Origin of the sequence: Bradyrhizobium sp. WYCCWR 13022 (assembly GCF_030435535.1) — a bacterium.
Classification (GTDB): domain Bacteria; phylum Pseudomonadota; class Alphaproteobacteria; order Rhizobiales; family Xanthobacteraceae; genus Bradyrhizobium.
The window spans coordinates 74,364-92,155 of record NZ_JAUIZJ010000017.1; the positions used below are offsets into that span (position 1 = coordinate 74,364).

Annotated in this window: 21 protein-coding genes; 8 read left to right on the plus strand and 13 right to left on the minus strand. The window is 64.0% G+C overall.

Annotation, left to right across the window (positions count from 1 at the left end; translation table 11 throughout):
- Nucleotides 1-79: 79 nt before the first annotated feature.
- The 3 genes from QY049_RS24495 to QY049_RS24505 all read right to left on the minus strand — a co-directional run bounded on the left by QY049_RS24495 (nt 80) and on the right by QY049_RS24505 (nt 3,199).
- Nucleotides 80-1,711: a hypothetical protein gene (locus tag QY049_RS24495; RefSeq protein WP_301270040.1), complete on the minus strand. Its 1,632-nt coding sequence runs from the start codon at nt 1,709-1,711 to the stop codon at nt 80-82.
- Between the two features lie 224 nt (nt 1,712-1,935).
- The gene (locus tag QY049_RS24500) at nt 1,936-2,355 is read right to left on the minus strand and encodes a GFA family protein (protein WP_301270041.1); all 420 of its coding nucleotides are present in this window, start codon (nt 2,353-2,355) and stop codon (nt 1,936-1,938) included.
- 136 nt (nt 2,356-2,491) lie between these two features.
- On the minus strand, nt 2,492-3,199 hold the full coding sequence (locus QY049_RS24505; RefSeq protein WP_301270042.1) for a class I SAM-dependent methyltransferase: 708 nt from the start codon (nt 3,197-3,199) through the stop codon (nt 2,492-2,494).
- A gap of 510 nt (nt 3,200-3,709) precedes the next feature.
- On the opposite strand from QY049_RS24505, the gene QY049_RS24510 reads away from it, so the two are divergent.
- Nucleotides 3,710-3,901 (plus strand): hypothetical protein, encoded by a 192-nt coding sequence (locus tag QY049_RS24510; protein WP_301270043.1) that lies wholly within the window; start codon nt 3,710-3,712, stop codon nt 3,899-3,901.
- Here the strand turns inward: QY049_RS24510 and QY049_RS24515 are convergent.
- Entirely contained in the window at nt 3,898-4,065 is a 168-nt protein-coding gene (locus QY049_RS24515; RefSeq protein WP_301270044.1) for a hypothetical protein, read from the minus strand. The two genes, QY049_RS24510 and QY049_RS24515, sit on opposite strands and share 4 nt — an antisense overlap.
- A gap of 106 nt (nt 4,066-4,171) precedes the next feature.
- On the opposite strand from QY049_RS24515, the gene QY049_RS24520 reads away from it, so the two are divergent.
- Nucleotides 4,172-4,561, plus strand: a complete 390-nt coding sequence (locus QY049_RS24520) for a hypothetical protein (RefSeq protein WP_301270045.1) — start codon at nt 4,172-4,174, stop codon at nt 4,559-4,561.
- Between the two features lie 294 nt (nt 4,562-4,855).
- Nucleotides 4,856-5,110, plus strand: a complete 255-nt coding sequence (locus tag QY049_RS24525; RefSeq protein ID WP_194482106.1) for a hypothetical protein — start codon at nt 4,856-4,858, stop codon at nt 5,108-5,110.
- A gap of 23 nt (nt 5,111-5,133) precedes the next feature.
- Here QY049_RS24525 and QY049_RS24530 read toward each other — a convergent pair whose 3' ends face one another.
- The 4 genes from QY049_RS24530 to QY049_RS24545 form a co-directional block, all read right to left on the minus strand.
- Nucleotides 5,134-5,376 carry a DUF6719 family protein gene (locus tag QY049_RS24530; protein ID WP_194482105.1) on the minus strand — a complete coding sequence of 81 codons (243 nt, stop codon included), beginning with the start codon at nt 5,374-5,376 and terminating at the stop codon, nt 5,134-5,136.
- Between the two features lie 265 nt (nt 5,377-5,641).
- Nucleotides 5,642-6,355 carry an outer membrane protein gene (locus QY049_RS24535; protein ID WP_301270046.1) on the minus strand — a complete coding sequence of 238 codons (714 nt, stop codon included), beginning with the start codon at nt 6,353-6,355 and terminating at the stop codon, nt 5,642-5,644.
- Nucleotides 6,356-6,641: 286 nt separating this feature from the next.
- Complete coding sequence (locus tag QY049_RS24540) at nt 6,642-7,064, minus strand: hypothetical protein (RefSeq protein ID WP_301270047.1); 423 nt, start codon at nt 7,062-7,064, stop codon at nt 6,642-6,644.
- A gap of 200 nt (nt 7,065-7,264) precedes the next feature.
- A complete protein-coding gene (locus QY049_RS24545) occupies nt 7,265-7,633 on the minus strand; it encodes a hypothetical protein (protein WP_301270048.1) in 369 nt (122 codons plus the stop codon).
- 254 nt (nt 7,634-7,887) lie between these two features.
- On the opposite strand from QY049_RS24545, the gene QY049_RS24550 reads away from it, so the two are divergent.
- Both QY049_RS24550 and QY049_RS24555 read left to right on the plus strand, forming a co-directional pair.
- Complete coding sequence (locus QY049_RS24550; protein ID WP_301270049.1) at nt 7,888-8,430, plus strand: lipopolysaccharide assembly protein LapB; 543 nt, start codon at nt 7,888-7,890, stop codon at nt 8,428-8,430.
- A 109-nt stretch (nt 8,431-8,539) separates the two neighbouring features.
- A complete protein-coding gene (locus QY049_RS24555) occupies nt 8,540-9,925 on the plus strand; it encodes a serine hydrolase (protein WP_301270050.1) in 1,386 nt (461 codons plus the stop codon).
- Here QY049_RS24555 and QY049_RS24560 read toward each other — a convergent pair.
- On the minus strand, nt 9,915-11,480 hold the full coding sequence (locus QY049_RS24560) for a S10 family peptidase (protein WP_301270051.1): 1,566 nt from the start codon (nt 11,478-11,480) through the stop codon (nt 9,915-9,917). The two genes, QY049_RS24555 and QY049_RS24560, sit on opposite strands and share 11 nt — an antisense overlap.
- A gap of 260 nt (nt 11,481-11,740) precedes the next feature.
- Between QY049_RS24560 and QY049_RS24565 the strand changes: the two genes are divergently transcribed.
- The 3 genes from QY049_RS24565 (at nt 11,741) to QY049_RS24575 (ending at nt 13,761) form a co-directional block, all read left to right on the plus strand.
- Nucleotides 11,741-12,520: an NAD kinase gene (locus QY049_RS24565; protein WP_194482098.1), complete on the plus strand. Its 780-nt coding sequence runs from the start codon at nt 11,741-11,743 to the stop codon at nt 12,518-12,520.
- A gap of 86 nt (nt 12,521-12,606) precedes the next feature.
- Nucleotides 12,607-13,152: a response regulator gene (locus QY049_RS24570; protein ID WP_008133731.1), complete on the plus strand. Its 546-nt coding sequence runs from the start codon at nt 12,607-12,609 to the stop codon at nt 13,150-13,152.
- Between the two features lie 30 nt (nt 13,153-13,182).
- Nucleotides 13,183-13,761 (plus strand): Hpt domain-containing protein, encoded by a 579-nt coding sequence (locus tag QY049_RS24575; RefSeq protein WP_301270052.1) that lies wholly within the window; start codon nt 13,183-13,185, stop codon nt 13,759-13,761.
- 154 nt (nt 13,762-13,915) lie between these two features.
- Here QY049_RS24575 and QY049_RS24580 read toward each other — a convergent pair whose 3' ends face one another.
- The 4 genes from QY049_RS24580 to folE all read right to left on the minus strand — a co-directional run bounded on the left by QY049_RS24580 (nt 13,916) and on the right by folE (nt 17,568).
- Nucleotides 13,916-15,091, minus strand: coding sequence for a DUF2336 domain-containing protein (locus QY049_RS24580; RefSeq protein ID WP_301270053.1), 1,176 nt, complete (start codon nt 15,089-15,091; stop codon nt 13,916-13,918).
- 159 nt (nt 15,092-15,250) lie between these two features.
- Nucleotides 15,251-16,267, minus strand: coding sequence for a lytic transglycosylase domain-containing protein (locus tag QY049_RS24585; RefSeq protein WP_301270054.1), 1,017 nt, complete (start codon nt 16,265-16,267; stop codon nt 15,251-15,253).
- Between the two features lie 156 nt (nt 16,268-16,423).
- Complete coding sequence (gene hisI / locus QY049_RS24590; protein WP_194482094.1) at nt 16,424-16,846, minus strand: phosphoribosyl-AMP cyclohydrolase; 423 nt, start codon at nt 16,844-16,846, stop codon at nt 16,424-16,426.
- Between the two features lie 29 nt (nt 16,847-16,875).
- Complete coding sequence (gene folE, locus QY049_RS24595) at nt 16,876-17,568, minus strand: GTP cyclohydrolase I FolE (RefSeq protein ID WP_258766461.1); 693 nt, start codon at nt 17,566-17,568, stop codon at nt 16,876-16,878.
- Nucleotides 17,569-17,792: the final 224 nt, after the last annotated feature.

Consider the following 17,792-nt stretch of genomic DNA (forward strand, 5'->3'; position numbering starts at 1 on the left):
CTCGCCTCGAAACTCGATCGGCCAAGTCTGGAAATCAACGGGTTACGCTGGATATAGTAGCGGGGGGCTCGCCCCGCTCCTAAGTCGAGGCAACCGCGCCCCCGGGACGCGCCTTTCGTCCTCTCATCTTCTGCTCCGGCAACCCATTCGTCAAAGCGGCTTTTCGCATCTCAACTGCTTTCGCCAAGCGCGGATCCTTCTTTGCCGCTTCGTAGGCCGGCAACACCGCTTCCATCCACATCAACATGCCTTCGGCCTTGAACACCACGCGATCGGCGGCGCTGTAAACGCTCTGGGTGATGGCAGCGACCTCGCGCGACATCTTGTCTGCACCGCTCACGCGATGATCCAGGAGCGCGGATGCGTATGCACCTTCGCCGAAATTCTCGAAGAAACTCGTGACGGACCGACGCTCGTCGTGAGGGCCAATCCGGTTGGGCAGCCCGACCACGGTGAGCAAATCGGGCCATCCCGGCTTGCGTCCGGCCAGGGCATCGAGCGCGTGATTGAGGGAGGAAGGGGTAATCGCTTTGTCCAGATGGGCCGGTACGCGATTATCGTTACGTTGCTTAGCGGCAAGAGCGCGCACAAGATACTTGTTACGATCCTGCGGAAACGCCCACATCGAGACCGCTCCCAGTTGCTGCTTCGAGTACCGCGCCACTCTTTCGAGTATCTCGATCGCAATAGGCGGTACGCTCAGCTTGATTTCGCGCTTGTTTTTGACCTCATCCGGTTTCCAGGTATAGACGCGCCAGCCAGCACGCTCCGGCGCGGGATCAGGCACCCAGCGATCGGAGCCCAAGGCGAGCATGTTCACCAGCGCGGAGCTCCGTTGGGGAATCATCCATGAAACCTGCAGGGCACCCAGGACCGCGTCGTTGTTGTTGCCCCCCAAAGGCCTGACGGCCTCCAAAAGCGCAATCAGCATCCCGATCTGGGCCGGGGTCAGATAGCGCCCCGAGCGATCCTCCATTTCGTACTCGTGGGACAATGCCTCCCACCAGGTCGCGGTCGGCTCAAGGCCGGTGAAGCGCCGCTTTTGCTTGAGTCCCCAGCGCAGGACCCGCTTGGCGAGATCGGCATATTTCGCTCCAGCCGAGGGACCTGAACCGCTGGCGTCAATCAAGTCGCGAACCTCTTCCAGATCCTCGAGGCGAAGCTCCTTTACGAAGCGCTTCTTAAGTTCGGCGTTCTCCGGCCGATCTCGCAATCGCGTCTCAATCTCGGTGATGGACGAAGGCGCAAGGCGCAACTTGGGAGCTTCATTCCGGCCGCCGTCTTTCGAGCTTTTTGTCCGCTGCGCGTATTGAGTGATCAACGTCTCGAAGGTCCAGAGTTCGCCCTTCAAGGCTTCAGCACGGTCAACGGCGACAGCGACGGACTTTTCGTCGCCGCCCATCAACCTGGTTTCGATGACGGCGTCCGGGTCGCGCCCGTTTTTGATCGCGAATATTGCCTCGGTGGCAATCTTCTTCACCTGGGCGAACGTAAAGTCTCCCACCGCACCAAGCCGCCGTTTTACGACCGTGGACTTTTGGCCTCGGACACGCGTGCGAGCCTGCACATAGTAAGCAACTTCTCCGCCCCTGACGCGGATGCTCAGGCCTCTGGGATTATCGATCGCGAACTGACATTCGGCGTCCGCGTCGCGCTTCGCGCCGGCTTCGCTCAGCAAATCTTTCGTCAGCGCGTATCGCTTGTTTGCCATTTCCCTGGCCTTTTGGGGATACAAGGGGATACACAAATATGGAGACCAAAGGCCCGTTCCACAAGCGGTCGATTTTAGCCGCCTCCATAACCTATTATACTGTCAACAAATTTTTCAATTTCAGACCCCTTCGGGCGATATCCTGTTTACAGGCAATAGGTTTTGTAAACCGAAGGTCGGGGGTTCAATCCCCTCAGCCGGCACCAGCGCTCAATGCGTCCTCCTCAGCTTGAAGTCTTCTGCGCCGTACCTCGTTGCAAATGCTCGACGCCGAGGCCTGTTATCTCGACCCACGCATGTTTCGATTGCTCGAACACCGATTTGATCGGCGCCGGAAAATTCGGGTCCGCCATCGCGCCGAGAGCAACGCCGATCATCCCCGGGAACTTTTCCGGCGTCCAAAAAACCGTCGAGCCGCAATCCGGGCAGAAATATGAGCGAACCTTGCCCCCGCTCTCGCCGGAGCGAACATATTCCTTCGGCGTCCCTGAGATCTTGACGGCCTCCATCGGATAGAAAGCACCAACCCCAAATGGCGCGCCGCTCCGCCGCTGGCATTCGAGACAGTGACAGGCCGCGACCAGGTTGGTCGGCCCCGGAAGCGATAGCGCAATGGCGCCACAACTGCATCTGGCATCGATCATTGGCCGTGCTCCTCAAGTCTACTCCGCCGGTCTCCGGAGGTTCTAGTCCGCAAGTGACCGTATTGTCCGACAAGCCGCGGCGGGCGGACTGATCCTGGCATCTCCCACATCGGGGCGATGATGGCGCGGCGATCCGTCAGGCCGCGTCCGCGCTGCCGTCAGGCAGTTCATCCAGCCGCCAGAGCCCGAGGCTCTTGTCGCGCCAGCCGCCATCGCCTTCGTCGCAGCGCTCGTTGATCAACTCGCGCGGGCGCGGCCAGTTGAACGGTGCCTTGGTCATGTTGAGCGCGCGCCAGTCGCCGTCCTCGCAATCGCGATTGTCGTCCCATTCCGGGAACGTCGTGGCCAACAGGAATTGCGCTCCGCTCGCACGGAATCGGGCGGTGGCGCGCGCGATGTTCTGGACGCTCAGATGCACGAGACAGTCGCGGCACAGGATCGCGTCGGCAGACGGCAGCGGGTCGCGCGTGATATCGGCGACGAGAAAGCGGCCACTCAGATCGCCGCGCGCTACGCGCGCGCTGTTGGCCGCGATCAGCGACGGCACGATGTCGATGCCGGTATAGTCCACCTCCAACTTCATGCTGCCGATCCAACCGGCATCGCCGCAGGGTGCATCGAGCAGCGAGCGCGCCCCAAGGCGCCGCAACAGGCCGGGCAGCGCTTCGCGGATCGCGGCGGTGGCGAGATCTTCCGACCCGAGGCCCGAGACCGACGTCGCAGCTCCCCACAGATTCGTCCGCTCGATCCGCTCGAAGCGCGCGGCGAGATCGAGGCCGGTAAAATTCCGGCGGTCGGCCACGAACCGCTCATGGGCGAGCACGGTGGGACGATTGGAGATCATCGGGCGGGACTCGCGTCAAGATTCCGTCGCAAGCGCAATATACACGGGGCGCATGGCGTCCGAAATCACCCTCCGATCGCCACGACAAAGATCAACCGACGCGCGGCTCTGGCCGCCATCGCCGCACGCGGTGCGCGGCCCGGCCGCACTGACGTCATCGCTCAAGGCGCAACCTTCGAGAATTGATTGGCCGCTGGCGGTGCGGCGACCGCTACCGACCAGATTGGGTCAGAGTGCAACATGAGGTAGAGTGCACGCCGCATGCAGTTCGATACCAGCCGAGAAAGCGTCAAGATCATCGCCGGAGCCGTCGCAGCCGTCGTCGCGACGCTCTTCCTTTTCGCGATCGCGATGGCGCTCTTGCTGCAATAGAAATCTGCGGCGGCACGAGGCCGCCTGCGGCACGAGGCAGATCATTCGTGGATCTGCCGGCGCGACGATGCCATGCCGGAACCAAGGCGGGGGCTGGCTTGTTCTCGTCCCGTGCGGATCCGGGAAGACAATCGAAACATGGTCCTGTTGACGACGTTCACGCTGTGCTGCGCCGTCGTGGCCGGTGCGCTCGCGGTACTCGAGCCGGTGCTTGGGCGGGCGCCCGAGAAGCAGGTCGCCGACGGCAGGCCGATGGAGAGCGCAAGCCCCGCATCGATCCGGGTGGTTGGTGCCCCCTTCGTGCCAAACGTCAATCCGCGCCAGCGTTAGCGATCCGGGGAAACCTCCCGGCCGTCATCCGGTCGAACATGGGTGCGGACCAAATCCTCGACGAACGCAATCACCTCCGCCCGCTTCTCGGGCGGCAGTGTCAAAAATGCGCGCACGAGCCGCAGGCCCTGCGCTTCGTCCGACGGGTTGGCCTTGGCGTCCATATACCTAATGTCAGGCGTCCGGGAAAAATATGCAATCCCGCGGAGACCGCCTGCTTGATTCGGCGCCACGACTTTGGTGGAATGTTTGCAACAGGGGTGGTGGATCATGAAGTGGATCAGGGAGCGCGACGCACTGATCGCGCAGACACTGGCCTTCGTGCAGTCGGTCTCCGGCCGGAAGGACGACTTTCGTCAACCGGATACCGCTGTGGCTGCGCCGGTCCCGGTTGCGGAGATCGTCTCCGTCGAGACGGTGACGGTTGAGTTCGAGCCACAGTACGCCGATCCACCTCAGCCCGCCCCGCCGCCCCAGCAGCCCTTGCCGGTCGCCCCGCCACGGGCGAGCGACTTCCGCAGCGAAATGCAGGCCCGTATCGCCAATTTTCGAAAGCATCAGGAGCGGTTCGAGCGCGAACGCGAGGAGTATTGTGCGGCGACGCTGACAAAGCTGCGCGCCGCCATTCGCGAGGTGCGCCCGCCGCCGGTTCAAAAATAGACCGGACCGCCTACAACCAGGACCACACCAGCCAGAGATTGGCTGCGCAGGCACCAAACAGTGCCAGCGTCAGTGGCAGGAGCATGTGCCCGCAGCAGGTTTTCAGGTCGGTCGTCATGGCCGGAAACATCCGCTGATTCCGCCAAACGAGTCCCAAGGTTTCTTTTTTGGAGGATTCAGGACTCGTTAAGGACTCAAGCCCCGGCTATTCGCCAGCCTGGATCACGCCCCCGTGATCAGCTGGGAACCCCTCGCAGCGCGAAGTCGTTAACGCGCTTTCCGGGAGCGGGAAGCATGCCCTACGCCCTGTTCTGCAACGACGGCCAGATCAGCAAGGCCTATCCTGACGAAGCCGACGTCTGGAAACTCGCGCAACGCAGCGGACTGGTCGTGGATGTCGGCACCGACGACGAGCGGCACGGTCCGCGCCGGGTGCTCGACAATGACTACGAGATCAAACCCTGCCGCGCCGCCCAAGGCGAGGACCCCGCCAAGAACAAGGCGGACGCCGAGCGGGAATCCAGGATGGAGCTTCAGCTCAACTCGTGAGATCTGCCTGAACGCCGGCAGGCTTAGGGCATGGCGGTCGCCAGCGAAGCCTGCTCGCCGGCCAGCGACACGCACGCCTTGCGACGGTGCAGCCCGCGGATTGCTCCTGTCACCTTCAACACTTTACCGGAAGGACAGGAGGCGTCCTTCACGAAGGCGACCTCATAGGGTGCCAACATCAGAGGCTCGGATTTGAGGATTGTTTGGGCAGAACACGGCAGGGCAACGAAGCACGAGATCACCACCGCCGACGCCAAGATACGCATGTTCGTTGTCCCAACCTACCCGGCAACTCTCTAATAACGCATTCCGGAGCGCGAGTTCCGTAAGTCGCAAAAATTATTTTTGCTTTACGCGATCCCCGTGACGCGCGTGAGAAAGCGCGCACCGAACTGTTTGCTTGCAAATGACGCGCCAGATGGTTCACGCAATACAAACATCGGGGCGGCAGGCAGGAAGCCGACCAACGAAAGGCCGGCGGAGCCGGCCTTTCGTCAGATCTTTGTGCTGGATCTGGTCGCTCTCGGCCGATCAGTAGCGCGATGCCGCCGGACCGCCCCAGCCGAAACGATAGTTCACACCGACCTTGACGGTATGCTCGTCGTCCCGGCCGCGGACACCGACGATCTCGCCCGGACCGGAAGCGGAGGTAAATGTGGTGCTGCCGAAATTATAGTACTGGTACTCGGCCTTGGCCGACCAGTTCGGCGCGAACATGTATTCGAGGCCGGCACCGACGGTGTAGCCATCCTTGCTGTTGCCGGTGGTCGTGAAGGTCTGCGGCACGCCGGCGACGTTGACCCCGAGATTGTTGTTACGCCAGGCATAACCGCCCTTGGCGTAGAGCAGCGTTGGCCCCCAAGTGTAGCCGATGCGGCCGGTGACCGAGCCGATCTGATCGGTGTTGGAGGTCACCTGCGTGCCCAGCGGGAACGTGACCCCGTTGTTGTTGGTCGGCAGCCAGGAATACTGGGCCTCGACACCCACCACCCAATTGGGCGCGAACTGGTAGTCGAAGCCGCCCTGCACGCCGCCCAGGAAACGGGCGTCGCTGGACTGGAAGGTGGTGTCGCCGGCGAAGGCACCGCCGACATGGCCACCGATGTAGAAGCCGGTCCAGTTGTAGATCACCTGCGGCGGCGTGTAGGCCGGAGCCTTGGTGTAGGTGCGCGGCTGCATGTCGGCTGCTGCCGCCGGTGCGGCCAGCGCCAGCAGAGCTGCTGCACCGAGCAAAATCGTCTTCATGGTCATCCCCGTTCTTTCATTTACGACACTCAGGAAACAACGTGGCGTGAATTGGGTTGCTTCGCGGCGATGCCGGAACGTTGATCGTTCGTTACTGTGACGGGGCGGCAACATCGCGATTTTGTTCCGCCACGTCCGGCTCTTGCGCACGATTTTTTCGCTCGCGCAGAACCTGCCGTAACTATTTGTCGCAAGGCAAAACCGCCCGTTCAAAGCTCGCCAAAATGTGATCCAGCGGCTCCGGCGGCACCTGTCCTAGCACCGGGCGATGAAGGTGGGCTTTGCGCTACCGCGTCATCTCTTCCAGTTCTGGAAAGGGTGCGTAAACCGCGCCGGCGCAGAGCTCGTTTGTGCGGTCGACGATACGGTCGCCCCGCCCGTTGACGAAGATGGCGGCGCGTTCGCGCATGCCCTTGTAGCTGCCGTCGCTCTCGCGTGGCGTGAAGTGCAGACAGCTCACGTAGAACTGCCGTCCGCCGACCTCTCGCAACACAGGGTCAGCCATGCCGGCCTCGCGCACGCCGACGGGATTGTTGAGATACGCGCGCATCAAGGCCAGCGTGTCGCTACGGAAATTGTCGGGAAACGGCTGGGGCCCTCCAGCCTGCCCCCCGCCCATCAGGGATGGGCGATCACCGTCGCTGCCGAAACAGGCCGCGAGCGCCAGAGGCAGCATCAGGATCGCCGCGCGTTTCGCCAATCGCCCCAAGGGATCAAATTCTCCGGCCAGTCAGTTTCGGAGATGTTCTAGCCCCAAGGTTGCACGAAGGGAATTCGCTTCCGCGAACGACGCACCGGCCCGCCGTCAGCACCCCACGCTTTCGCGCGAGGGGTGACGATGGGCCGGGCCTGAACTCCGTACGAGGCGGCGGGGCAATGCCAGGGATGCCGCCTCGCAGGGGCCAGCGGTTAGCTGCGCTTCTCGGTGGGCGCTGGCTTGGTGAGGCCCGACTGCGTCTTCAGCGACTTCTTGGCCGACAGATGCTTGTGGTGATGGCGATGCGTCCGCACCGTCTTGTGCTCGCCGGGCGTGATCGCGGCGTTGGCGTTCATTGCCTTCGTCTTGGTATCGACCTTGGTGCCGGACTTGATGTCGGCGGTCTTCGCATCGGCCTTGACGCTGGCGTCGGGTTTGGTGGCGGTGGTCGACACCTTGCTCTGGGTCTGGTCCGCCTTGATCACCGGCGCGGTCGTGGTGGTCTTGCCGGCTTCGGCCGCGAAGGCCGGCGCCGCGATGACAGAAACTGCGAGCAAGGCTGCGGAAATGGTCTTCAACATGGTGGTCTCCTCTTGGAAGGATCTTGAGGCGGCGCCCTCTCGCCGACCCTTCGATCATGGGGAGAGCCTAGATCGAGCACGCTGAACCAGTTGTGAAGCGCCCGGCAGGCTTCCGTTCATCTGGATGACGAATTTGTTATCTTGTCGTGGGAGCGCCGAAGGGCCGGGAACAGCCGGGAATGTTTTTGCCGCCCGGGTGTTCCGGTCTTTGGGCAATCGTGTAGGATCGCCACGTTTCATTCGGGAGAACTTAGATGCGCAAACTCTCAACGCTTCTTGTGCCGGGAATCGTCGCCATGACCCTGGCGGCCGGGCCGGCTCTGACCAGCGCCTATGCCGCGGGCAGTGACGAGCCCTCCTCGCCGCCGAAGTCGGATACCTCGACGAAGAAGGGCAAGAAGAAGAGCTCTTCCATCAGCGATCCCAAATTCCTCGCGGCCTATCGCACCGCTTACACCACGATCTACGACAAGCACGACTATAAGGACGCGATCGGCCAGCTGAAGCAGCTCAAGCGTGACGACGTGGCCGACGTCGCCAATCTGATCGGCTACTCCTACCGCAAGCTCGGCGACTATCAGTCGTCGAAGGTCTATTACGAGATCGCGCTGAAGGACGATCCGAACCACGTCCGCACCTGGCAGTATTACGGCCTCTGGCAGCTCGAGCAGGGCAACCGCGAGCAGGCTCAGTATCATCTGAACAAGATCGCCTCGCTCGCCGGCACCGACAGCTCCGAGTATCGCTCGCTGGCTGCCGCGCTCGACAAGCCGACCGGCGCGACGCTCGTCTACTGAGGACATCGCATCTTCGTTCGACGCGAACGGGCACAACCTTCCGGGTTGTGCCCGTTCTGCTTTCTCGGCTAGCTTTCGCGCACCTATCCCCTGGCAAATTGGTAGCGCAATGGACCCGTGGCTGCGATCCGCGATCGACTACATCGGCTCCTGGATTGAATTCCAGCAGACGACCTTCCAGCAGCCGGGCGTCTTGCTCGCCTTCGTCCATCGCGGCGAGGTCGTCGCCGAGCAGGCATTCGGGCTTGCCAATCTCGACACTGGCGAGAAGCTCACCCCGCGCCACCGCTTCCGCATCGCCTCGCACTCGAAAAGCTTTACCTCGGCCGGCATCATGAAGCTGCGTGAGCAGCGCAAACTCCGGCTCGACGATCCCGTCGGCCAGTATGTCAGCGGCCTGCATCCGCGCGTCGCCGAGACGACGATTGCACAGGTGCTGTCGCACAGCGCCGGGCTGACGCGCGACGGCGCCGACTCAGGCCAGTTCATCGACAGCCGTTCCTATCTCAATGCGAAAGAGCTGCTCGCGGAGTTGAAGCTGCCGACCGCGATCGAACCAAGCACGCGCTTCAAATATTCCAATCACGGCTTTGGCCTGATGGGCCTCGTCATCGAAGCGGTGACGAAGGAACCCTACTCCGCCTGGATCAAGCGCGAGATCATCGAGCCCGCGGGCTTGCGCGAGACCGAGCCCAACGCTCCGCTTCCCAAGGGCGCGCCGTTTGCGCGCGGCCATACGCGCAAGCTGCCGCTGGGCGAACGCTGCGTGATCCCGGGCGACAATCCGGCGCACGCGATGGCATCAGCCGCGGGCTTCGTTGCCACCGCTGCGGACACCGCGCGATTCTTCGCCCAGCTCGCACCCAACGCCAGGAAGAGCGTGCTGTCGGTCGCGAGCCGCCGCGAGATGACGCGGCATCATTGGCGCGTGCCGCAAAGCTTCGAGGCCTATTACGGTCTCGGCGTCAACGCCGGCAAGACCGACGGCTGGGACTGGTTCGGCCATGGCGGCGGCTTCCAGGGTTACATTTCCCGGACCTGCTCCATTCCGGGCTGCGAGCTCGCGATCAGCATTCTCAGCAACTCCATCGATGGCGCGGCACCCTTCTGGATGGACGGCGCAATGCAGATACTGCGCGTCTTCAAGACGCGCGGCGCTCCCGACCGCCGCCTGCGCGACTGGACCGGCCGCTGGTGGACGATCTGGGGCGCGACTGACCTCGTACCCGCCGGCAACCGTGTGCTCGTCGCCAATCCGCAGTTCAACAATCCATTCATGGATGCCGCCGAGATCGAGGTCACCGGCCGCGACACGGGCAAGCTCGCCTGGGCGGCCGGCTATTCCAGCCATGGCGAACCGGTGCGCCGCCTCCGCGACAAGCGCGGCAGGGTTGGCGACATCTGGCTTGGCGGCGCCAACATCAAGCCTGCAAGCGTCGTCGCACGCGAGATCGCGCGGCGGTATCCACCACGCAAGCGGCGGCCTATTCCCTGATCAGCGCCTCGACCTCTCCACGCAAAGCCTGCCGCGAACCGTCGCGTGAATAGAACATGTGGCCGCCGGGATAGACCACGAACTTCACCCGCGACGTCGCGAAGGCAGGAAGCTGGTCAAGCACCCGCTTCGTGCCGAAATAGGGCGTGGCGAGATCGAACAGGCCGTGCGCGACCAGCACATTCAGTTTCGCGTCGGTAGCGAGTATCTGGCGCAGCTCCGACAGCGATTGCGGCGGGTTGATACCGCCGCCGAAATTCCAGTTGTGCTCGACGGCGCCGTTGAGGACTTCATAGGAGCCATCCGGCCGCCAGTTGAGTTTTCGCGTGAGCACATCAACGGCGGCACTCGTCAGCGGCGCCTGAAGCGCATCGCCGGAGGGATCGCCGAAGCGTGAGCCGCTTGAATCTGGATAGGGATCGAGGCCACGGACCGATCCGTCATAGCGCCCGGTCACCATGCCATTCTTGCGATCAAACTCGCGGCGAAATTCACCGACATCGAAACGACCGGCGAGCCTTCGGCTCACTGCCTGGTCGATGCCGGTAAGCTCGGCGACCTTGTCGGCGAGACGATTGGTGGCCTCCTTGTCCGCCTCGCCCTTGACGAGGTCGGCCAGGAATTCACCGCGTGCGTAGGCCTCCACATCGGCGAGATCCGCGCGCTTGACCGGCCCCCTGGCTTCGCGCGCCACCGCAACATAGCTCGGCAAGGTCGCGACATATTGCAGGAGGCTCGAGCCGGAGAACTCGCGAAAATCCAGCAGCGGCGATACCAGGATCAAGCCTTTGACGCCGACGCCATGCTGGATCTGCAATTGCCGCACGACTTTCGGTCCGCGGATGCCGCCATAGCTCTCGCCGGTGACATATTTCGGCGAGGTCAGGCGGTCGTGTTTCTCGAGCCAGCGGCGAATGACGAGCGCGATCGAATTGACGTCACCGTCGACCGAATAGAACCTTTTCCGCGCATCCTCGCCGCTCGCGATGACGCGGCTGTAGCCGGTGCCGACAGGATCGATGAAGACGAGATCGGTGAAGTCGAGCCAAGTCTCCGCGTTCGGCTTCACCTCCGGCGAAGCCGACGGCGACAGCCCCTCGCCGTCGAGCGGCAGCCGCCATGGCCCGACCGCGCCGAACTGGAGCCATGCCGAGGACGCGCCGGGCCCGCCGTTGAACAGGAACGTGACTGGGCGCGTGGCGCGGTCGGCGCCGTCGAGCTCATAAGACGTGACGGCGATGTCGGCGAGCGGCTCGCCCTTCTCGTCGAACACACGGATGGAGCCGGCGGTCGCCGCGAAGCGGAGCGTTCGGCCCGGTAGGTCGAGGGTCTGCCTGGTGGTCGAATCTCCGGGAAGACGACGATCGGGCGCCGATGGCGAAGCCTGCGTCGCATTCTGTGCACTGCCGCCGCGTCCACCCTTCTGTCCCGCGGGCGCTGCAGCCTCGCTGCGCGGCTGCGGCGGTTCGTCCGCCCGCGCCGGGCCGGCGAGCGCGAAAGCAACGACCGCCAACGCCAACCCCGCACCGCGCAGCATGCGCAATCTCGTGACCATGACTGTTCTCCCTGCCCCGCTCGCGGTTTTTCGATCACAGATCTAGCCGCCAAATGCGACCGTTTGGCGGATCTGAGGCCCTGGACGGGCCTTCCGGGCCGATGAACCCGGCTTCGACCCCAAATGGTAAGCCTTGTTGGAGGGCGCGTTTGCCTTGCCAGCTAGTCGTCCTCGACAATACAGGCCCAGGTCGTATAGACGACCTCGGCGGAACTTTCTCGAGCCAACGGCTCCTGCCTGGAAGCCATGATCTGGAAGCCATGACCAAGCCATCGCGATACGACCGGATCGCCTTTGTCGCCAGCCCGAGCAGCGAGGCCGAGGCCGCCTTCCACCAGCTCACCTCGCAATACGGCAATTGCGATCCTGACGAGGCCGACGTCATTGTCGCGCTTGGCGGCGACGGGCTGATGCTCCAGACGCTGCACCACCACATGCGTTCGGGCAAGCCGATCTACGGCATGCATCGCGGCACTGTCGGCTTCCTGATGAACGAGTACTCGACGCACGATCTGCGCGCACGGCTCGAGGCTGCACATGAATCCGAGATCAATCCGCTCCTGATGCGCGCGACCGACGTCAACGACCGCGTGCACCTGCACCACGCCATCAACGAGGTCTACCTGTTCCGGCAGACCTCCCAGGCCGCACGCCTGCGGATCCTGATCGACGAGCGCGAACGCATGCCCGAGTTGATCGCCGACGGCATCATCGTGGCGACGCCGGCAGGCTCGACGGCCTACAATCTGTCGGCGCAAGGCCCGATCCTGCCGATCAACGCGGCGCTCCTGGCGCTGACGCCGATCAGCGCATTCCGGCCGCGGCGTTGGCGCGGCGCCCTGCTCCCCAACACCGCCTATGTCGTGATCGAGGTGCTGGAGGACGACAAGCGCCCGGTCGCGGCGGTCGCCGACCACGAGGAGGTGCGCAGGGTCCGGCGCGTCGAAATCCTGTCCGACAGGACCATCTCGATGCGCATGCTGTTCGACCCCGGCCACAGCCTGGAAGAGCGCATTTTGCGCGAGCAGTTCGGTTACTGAGCCCCTGCCGCGCGGGCGGCGGCAACCCTTCGTTAACCCTCGGCACGATATGGTTAATGAAGGTTGACCGCTTTGGCCCGGGCGTCATGTTTCGCATCGACTTCAACAAGCTGCGCTTCCTCGTCTGCGACGATAATCCGCACATGCGCCGCATCCTGCGGACGCTGCTGCATTCGTTCGGCGCGCGCGAGGTCTACGAGGCCGAGGACGGCGCCACCGCGCTGGAAATGTACAGCCATTACGTGCCCGACATCGTCATCACCGACTGGGCGATGCCGATCTTCGACGGGCTCGAGCTCGCGCAGATGATCCGGCAGCCAGAATCCAAGGGTAACCCCTACGCACCGATCATCATGCTGACCGGCCATTCCGAGAAGCGCCGCGTCACCGTCGCGCGCGATGCCGGCGTCACCGAATTCCTGGCCAAGCCGATCTCGGCCAAGGGCCTCTACCAGCGCATCCTCAACGTGGTCGCCAGTCCCCGGCCCTTCATCAAGACCAAGACCTATTTCGGCCCGGACCGGCGCCGCAACACCAACTCCGCCTATATGGGCCCGGAGCGCCGCGTCGGCGAAAAACACGAGGTGCTCCAGCAGCCCTCGCTGCTCGACAAGGCACGCTCCTCCATCTAGCGCAACGTCTCATCCGACGAGGCAGGCATCATGGCGAAGAACAGCGCAAAGGACATCGAGGTCAAGGCCTTCGCCACGCACCACGTGATCACGCAGCCCAATCCGCTGCGCAAGGTTCTGCGCCGTGTCGAAGAAAAGGACATGGACGACCCGATCGGTCGCGCCGAGCAGGCGCTTGCCGGTCTGTCCGGCGAGTTCAAGACCTGGATGACGACCGAGGTCAACCGGCTGTCGGCCGCCCATGTCGCCATCCGCAACGACGGCTTCACCAAGGCGCGGCGCGACGAGCTGTTCCATGCCGCGCACGACATCAAGGGCGACGCAGCCACGTTTGGCTTCCCGGCAGCCGCGGGAGTTGCGGAGAGCCTCTGTCGCGTCATCGAGCACGCGCCAGATCTCGAGAAGGTGCCGGCCGAGCTGTTCACGCACCACATCAACGCAATCCTCGCCATCGTGCACGAGAACACAAAGCTCGACAGCATCAGCGTCTCCGCCGAGCTCAGCCGCCGTCTGCGCAAGGTCGCCGACGACTATCTCGCCGACGTCAACCGCGACCGCCCCGAGCATCTCGAAGTGATCCTCGCGCCGAGCATCGTGCCGGCGGAGTAGCGCTCGGCTCTCTCCTCGTCATTGCGAGTTTAGCACCGGCGGAATGCCGACCCGCGCTTGATGTAACGTGAAGCAATCCAGACTGTCCCCGCAGAGGGATTCCTGGATTGCCTCGCTGCGCTCGCAATGGCGGAGTTTGTGGGGCCGGCTCGAACTACGCCGCGATCAGGTCGTCATACATGGGGTCGATCGTGTCATCCGCGACGATCTCGTCGCAGAACAGCCTCGCCTCTTCGCGGGCGGATTCCGTGGCGAAGCGACGCAGCAGGACCATCAGCGGCTCGGTGGCGCCGCGGTCGGTCTCGCAATGGGTGAGTACGCGCTCGACCATGCGACGGCGAAGCCGGGCCGCGGTGTCGTCGGTATCGACGAAGCCCTGCTCGTGGCAGGCATCGAGCGCGACCTGGAACGCGGCGAAGGTCGCCTCGGGCAACCCGGCGCGACGGAGTAGCGCGTGCAGGCTGTTGCCGCCGCGGTCGTGCAGCAGCGCCGAGACGCGCGCGAGCGGCAGATCGGCGAGTTCGGCGAGCGCGGCGTCAAACAGGTCGAGATTGCTCGACAGCAGAGCGCGCAGGATCAGGCCCGCGGTGAGCTGGCCGGTGACACGCAGATGCTTCACCAGGCCCTGCATGTCCTCGCCGCGCGAGCGCGCAGCGATGTTCATGGTGGAGCGGTCACGCGCCTCTGATGTCATGCGCTCGGCACGATCGGCACTCAGCCAGTTCCGCGCCACGACGAATTGCGCCAGCGTCTCGGACAGCTTTGCCACCAATGCGGCGCGCGTTGCGGCCGGAATGTCGTCCAGCACGAGCATTGCCTCGCGGATCGCGGCGAGATGGCCGTGACGCTCGACAATACGCGTCCAGGAGAACGGCGCGAGCTCGGCGTGGGGATTTTCAATGAGCTCGAGGGACGCGGCCGCACAGCCGACCTCGGCGATGGCGGCGCAGATCGAGACCGGCAGCGCGATGCGGCGGGCGACCGCGCATTGTACCTCGTCATTACCGGTCGCGACGATGTCGACGAGATCGGCGTCGATCAGCAGCGGCGAATGTTCGAGCACGGGCAGCGCCACGGTCGGCTGATCCGCCGACAGCGCCCGCACGATCGACGCCGGCGCATCCGCGCTGCGCGCAAAAGCCTCGGCCATCGCCTGCCGCACCAGCGGCGACGGATCGTCGAGCAGCATCAGCAGCGCGCCTTCGGCGGCGACGCGGTCGTCATGGGAAAGGTCCGAGATCAGCCAGGCCCGGGCCAATGCCCGCGTCGCCTCGGCCCGCTCACCGGCGGGCGCGGTCCTGATCCAATTGATGAACTGCCGAACAATCATGGTGCTTCCGGCTTACGCAACGAAGAACGTGGCGGTGACGGCGTGTCACCTGCAACACAAAATAAACCACGACGCTTAACAAAGCGTTCACCATAACCGGCTGGTTTTGTTGATGATTTGTTAAGAGCTGAAAATCGCCCAGCGGACGCGGCGGCGCGGCTAGCTCGAGAACGTGCCGCTGCGGTCGCTGAAGAGATCGAGCGGCTGCGGCGGCCGCACGTCGGGCGTCGCCGACGCAACCGACGTGAGCGAAGCGTTATTGCCCCACAATTTCTGTACCGTCGTCGAGACCGGCTGCGTCGCATCGCCGGGCTGATAGATCGAACGAAACGCAGGTGCAGTCGGCGCGCTGTCGGCAACGGCCGTTGACGGGGTCGCACTCACCGGCGTCACTGAACGCGAGTCCGGGAAGGTCTGGAGATAGGCCGCGCCATTGACCATTGGCGCGGCGGGCTGCACGCCGTTGGCGGCGGCAACCTGCGTGGTCGACGGGGTGTCGCCATACATCGCCATCGCGCTACGCGTCGATTTTGCATTCGAGGCGCTGGCGTAGCGCGCATTCAGTACTGAATAGACTTCGGAGACGCTGCGCGCACGCCCGTCCCTGGCGTAGAAGATCGAGCGGTTCGCGGAGGCGGCATTGGGAAACAGCCGAGCGCCAACAGCTTGCGGATTGTCCTCGGCATTGGCAATCAGTTTCGCCGCACCGCCGACGCCCATGAAATGCGCCATGTAGAGCTCGCTGTCGGATGGCCGGCGGCCAATCAGACCGGTGAGCTTGAAGCTGTTCGACTGCGTCAGCGCCGCCGCCATGCTGGATGCGGCTTCGGGATCGTCACGCAGCTTCATGATCGAGCGCTTCATGAAGGGATCGTCGACGGTGTAGGTGCCTGACGACGTCCTGGTGATGGCGTCGGCATAGTTGCCATAGCCGAGCTGGGTGCCCGCCTCCTTCACCGTGCCGAGCCAGGTCTGGTCGATGAACTGGTAGAGCCCGTGGGCGGACGAGGTGGTGGCGCCAGCCGACGGATCGAAATCCGATTCCATCTTGGCGGTCGTCAGCATGTATTCGAAGCTGACGCCGGTCTGGTTCGACGCCTGCCTGATCGCGCCCGCGACGCGCCGCGCACCTTCAGTTGCGGTCGTCTGCGATGCACTGGAATTGTCGACCGACATGATGGCGTGACCGGCCCGCGCGGCGTGTGAGCGGCGCCGGCAATTCGGGCGCCTGATCGTCCCACCGTGGGACAATTATGGTTAACGCGGGGTTAATTTGCGGGCTACTGTCATTCCGGGGCATCGCACAGCGATGAACCCGGAATGACGGGTGGGCTATTTCCTGTAGACCGCGTCCGGGTCGAACAGCCTGTCGGCATCGACAAACACCAGCTTCGCACCGCCGCCCTCGGCCTCGACCTTGCGGTAGAAGCAGGATCGGCGGCCGGTGTGGCAGGCAGCACCAGTCTGCTCGACGCGAAGCCAGACCGCATCCTGGTCGCAGTCGGTGCGAATCTCGACCACGCGTTGGGTCTGACCTGAGGTCTCACCTTTTCGCCACAAGGCATTGCGCGAGCGGCTGAAGTACCAAGCTTCGCCGGTCGCAATGGTCCTGCGCAGCGCCTCGTCGTTCATGTGCGCGACCATGAGCACGTCGCCGGTCGCGACGTCGGTCGCGACGACCGTCACGAGGCCAGCGGCATCGAACTTGGGGAGGAAGGCCAGGCCTTCCTCGATCTCGTGGGAGTGAGCGGACACGGCCGTCCTCGCTTCAGATACCCGCGAGGTCAGCGCGTGAGGCCTCGCACCATGGACAGGAAACGGGCCTGCTCCGCCGGATTGTCGCGGAACATGCCCGTGTAGCGGCTGGTGAAGGTGGAAGCGCCATGCTTGGCGACGCCACGCACCGACATACAGGTATGCTCGGCCTCGATCAGGACGGCAACGCCGCGTGGCTTCAGGATCTCGTCGATCGCGGCTGCGATCTGCGCCGTCAAATGCTCCTGGGTCTGGAGCCGTCGGGCGAAGATATCGGTCAGGCGCGCGAGCTTCGACAGGCCGACGACGCGTTCCACCGGCGTGTAGGCGATGTGCGCCTTGCCGTAGAACGGCATCATGTGATGCTCGCACTGCGAGGTGAACTCGATGTCACGGACCAGCACGAAGTCGTCATAGCCGGCGGTCTCGCCGAACGTGCGGTCGAGCACCTCGGCCGGGCATTGGTGATAGCCCTGATAGAGCTCGTCGAAGGCCTCGACGACGCGGCGCGGCGTGTCGAGCAGGCCCTCGCGCTCGGTGTTCTCCCCGATATAGGCGAGAAGTGTCTTCACCGCGGCTTCCGCCTCGGCGCGCGCCGGGCGCGGCTGGTCGGCGCGGACGGCGGCCGCGAGGAATTCGGCAGGATCGAGCTCCGCCGGGCGGCTCTCAACCTGCTTGTCAGCGGGCTTGCTGGGGCGGATGGATTTGATGGCAGCGTCCATGTCTACTCCGTTCGACGGCCTTGCGGCCGGAGTGTCACCGGCAGACGGGGCGGACGAGCCGCCGGACGCCTGAAGAGAACAGTATTTGGCGAAAGAGGTCACTTGGCAATAACGCCGGCTGCGCAGATCTGGATCACTGCCAACGCACCGCCGGACTGTTTTTCCGCCAGTTCCGACCCTATATAGGACCGTGGACGGCGCCCGCCAAGGCCGATCCGGTAGGT

Excerpts from the sequence above, each read along its gene's own strand:
- QY049_RS24530 (WP_194482105.1), bottom strand. The coding sequence starts at position 5,376 with ATGCGTATCTTGGCGTCGGCGGTGGTGATCTCGTGCTTCGTTGCCCTG.
- QY049_RS24560 (WP_301270051.1), bottom strand. The coding sequence starts at position 11,480 with ATGGTCACGAGATTGCGCATGCTGCGCGGTGCGGGGTTGGCGTTGGCG.
- QY049_RS24525 (WP_194482106.1), top strand. The coding sequence starts at position 4,856 with ATGCCCTACGCCCTGTTCTGCAACGACGGCCAGATCAGCAAGGCCTAT.
- QY049_RS24550 (WP_301270049.1), top strand. The coding sequence starts at position 7,888 with ATGCGCAAACTCTCAACGCTTCTTGTGCCGGGAATCGTCGCCATGACC.
- QY049_RS24555 (WP_301270050.1), top strand. The coding sequence starts at position 8,540 with ATGGACCCGTGGCTGCGATCCGCGATCGACTACATCGGCTCCTGGATT.
- QY049_RS24535 (WP_301270046.1), bottom strand. The coding sequence starts at position 6,355 with ATGAAGACGATTTTGCTCGGTGCAGCAGCTCTGCTGGCGCTGGCCGCA.
- QY049_RS24545 (WP_301270048.1), bottom strand. The coding sequence starts at position 7,633 with ATGTTGAAGACCATTTCCGCAGCCTTGCTCGCAGTTTCTGTCATCGCG.
- QY049_RS24505 (WP_301270042.1), bottom strand. The coding sequence starts at position 3,199 with ATGATCTCCAATCGTCCCACCGTGCTCGCCCATGAGCGGTTCGTGGCC.
- QY049_RS24585 (WP_301270054.1), bottom strand. The coding sequence starts at position 16,267 with ATGTCGGTCGACAATTCCAGTGCATCGCAGACGACCGCAACTGAAGGT.
- QY049_RS24575 (WP_301270052.1), top strand. The coding sequence starts at position 13,183 with ATGGCGAAGAACAGCGCAAAGGACATCGAGGTCAAGGCCTTCGCCACG.
- QY049_RS24495 (WP_301270040.1), bottom strand. The coding sequence starts at position 1,711 with ATGGCAAACAAGCGATACGCGCTGACGAAAGATTTGCTGAGCGAAGCC.
- folE (WP_258766461.1), bottom strand. The coding sequence starts at position 17,568 with ATGGACGCTGCCATCAAATCCATCCGCCCCAGCAAGCCCGCTGACAAG.
- QY049_RS24500 (WP_301270041.1), bottom strand. The coding sequence starts at position 2,355 with ATGATCGATGCCAGATGCAGTTGTGGCGCCATTGCGCTATCGCTTCCG.
- QY049_RS24515 (WP_301270044.1), bottom strand. The coding sequence starts at position 4,065 with ATGGACGCCAAGGCCAACCCGTCGGACGAAGCGCAGGGCCTGCGGCTC.
- QY049_RS24580 (WP_301270053.1), bottom strand. The coding sequence starts at position 15,091 with ATGATTGTTCGGCAGTTCATCAATTGGATCAGGACCGCGCCCGCCGGT.
- QY049_RS24570 (WP_008133731.1), top strand. The coding sequence starts at position 12,607 with ATGTTTCGCATCGACTTCAACAAGCTGCGCTTCCTCGTCTGCGACGAT.
- QY049_RS24520 (WP_301270045.1), top strand. The coding sequence starts at position 4,172 with ATGAAGTGGATCAGGGAGCGCGACGCACTGATCGCGCAGACACTGGCC.
- QY049_RS24565 (WP_194482098.1), top strand. The coding sequence starts at position 11,741 with ATGACCAAGCCATCGCGATACGACCGGATCGCCTTTGTCGCCAGCCCG.
- QY049_RS24510 (WP_301270043.1), top strand. The coding sequence starts at position 3,710 with ATGGTCCTGTTGACGACGTTCACGCTGTGCTGCGCCGTCGTGGCCGGT.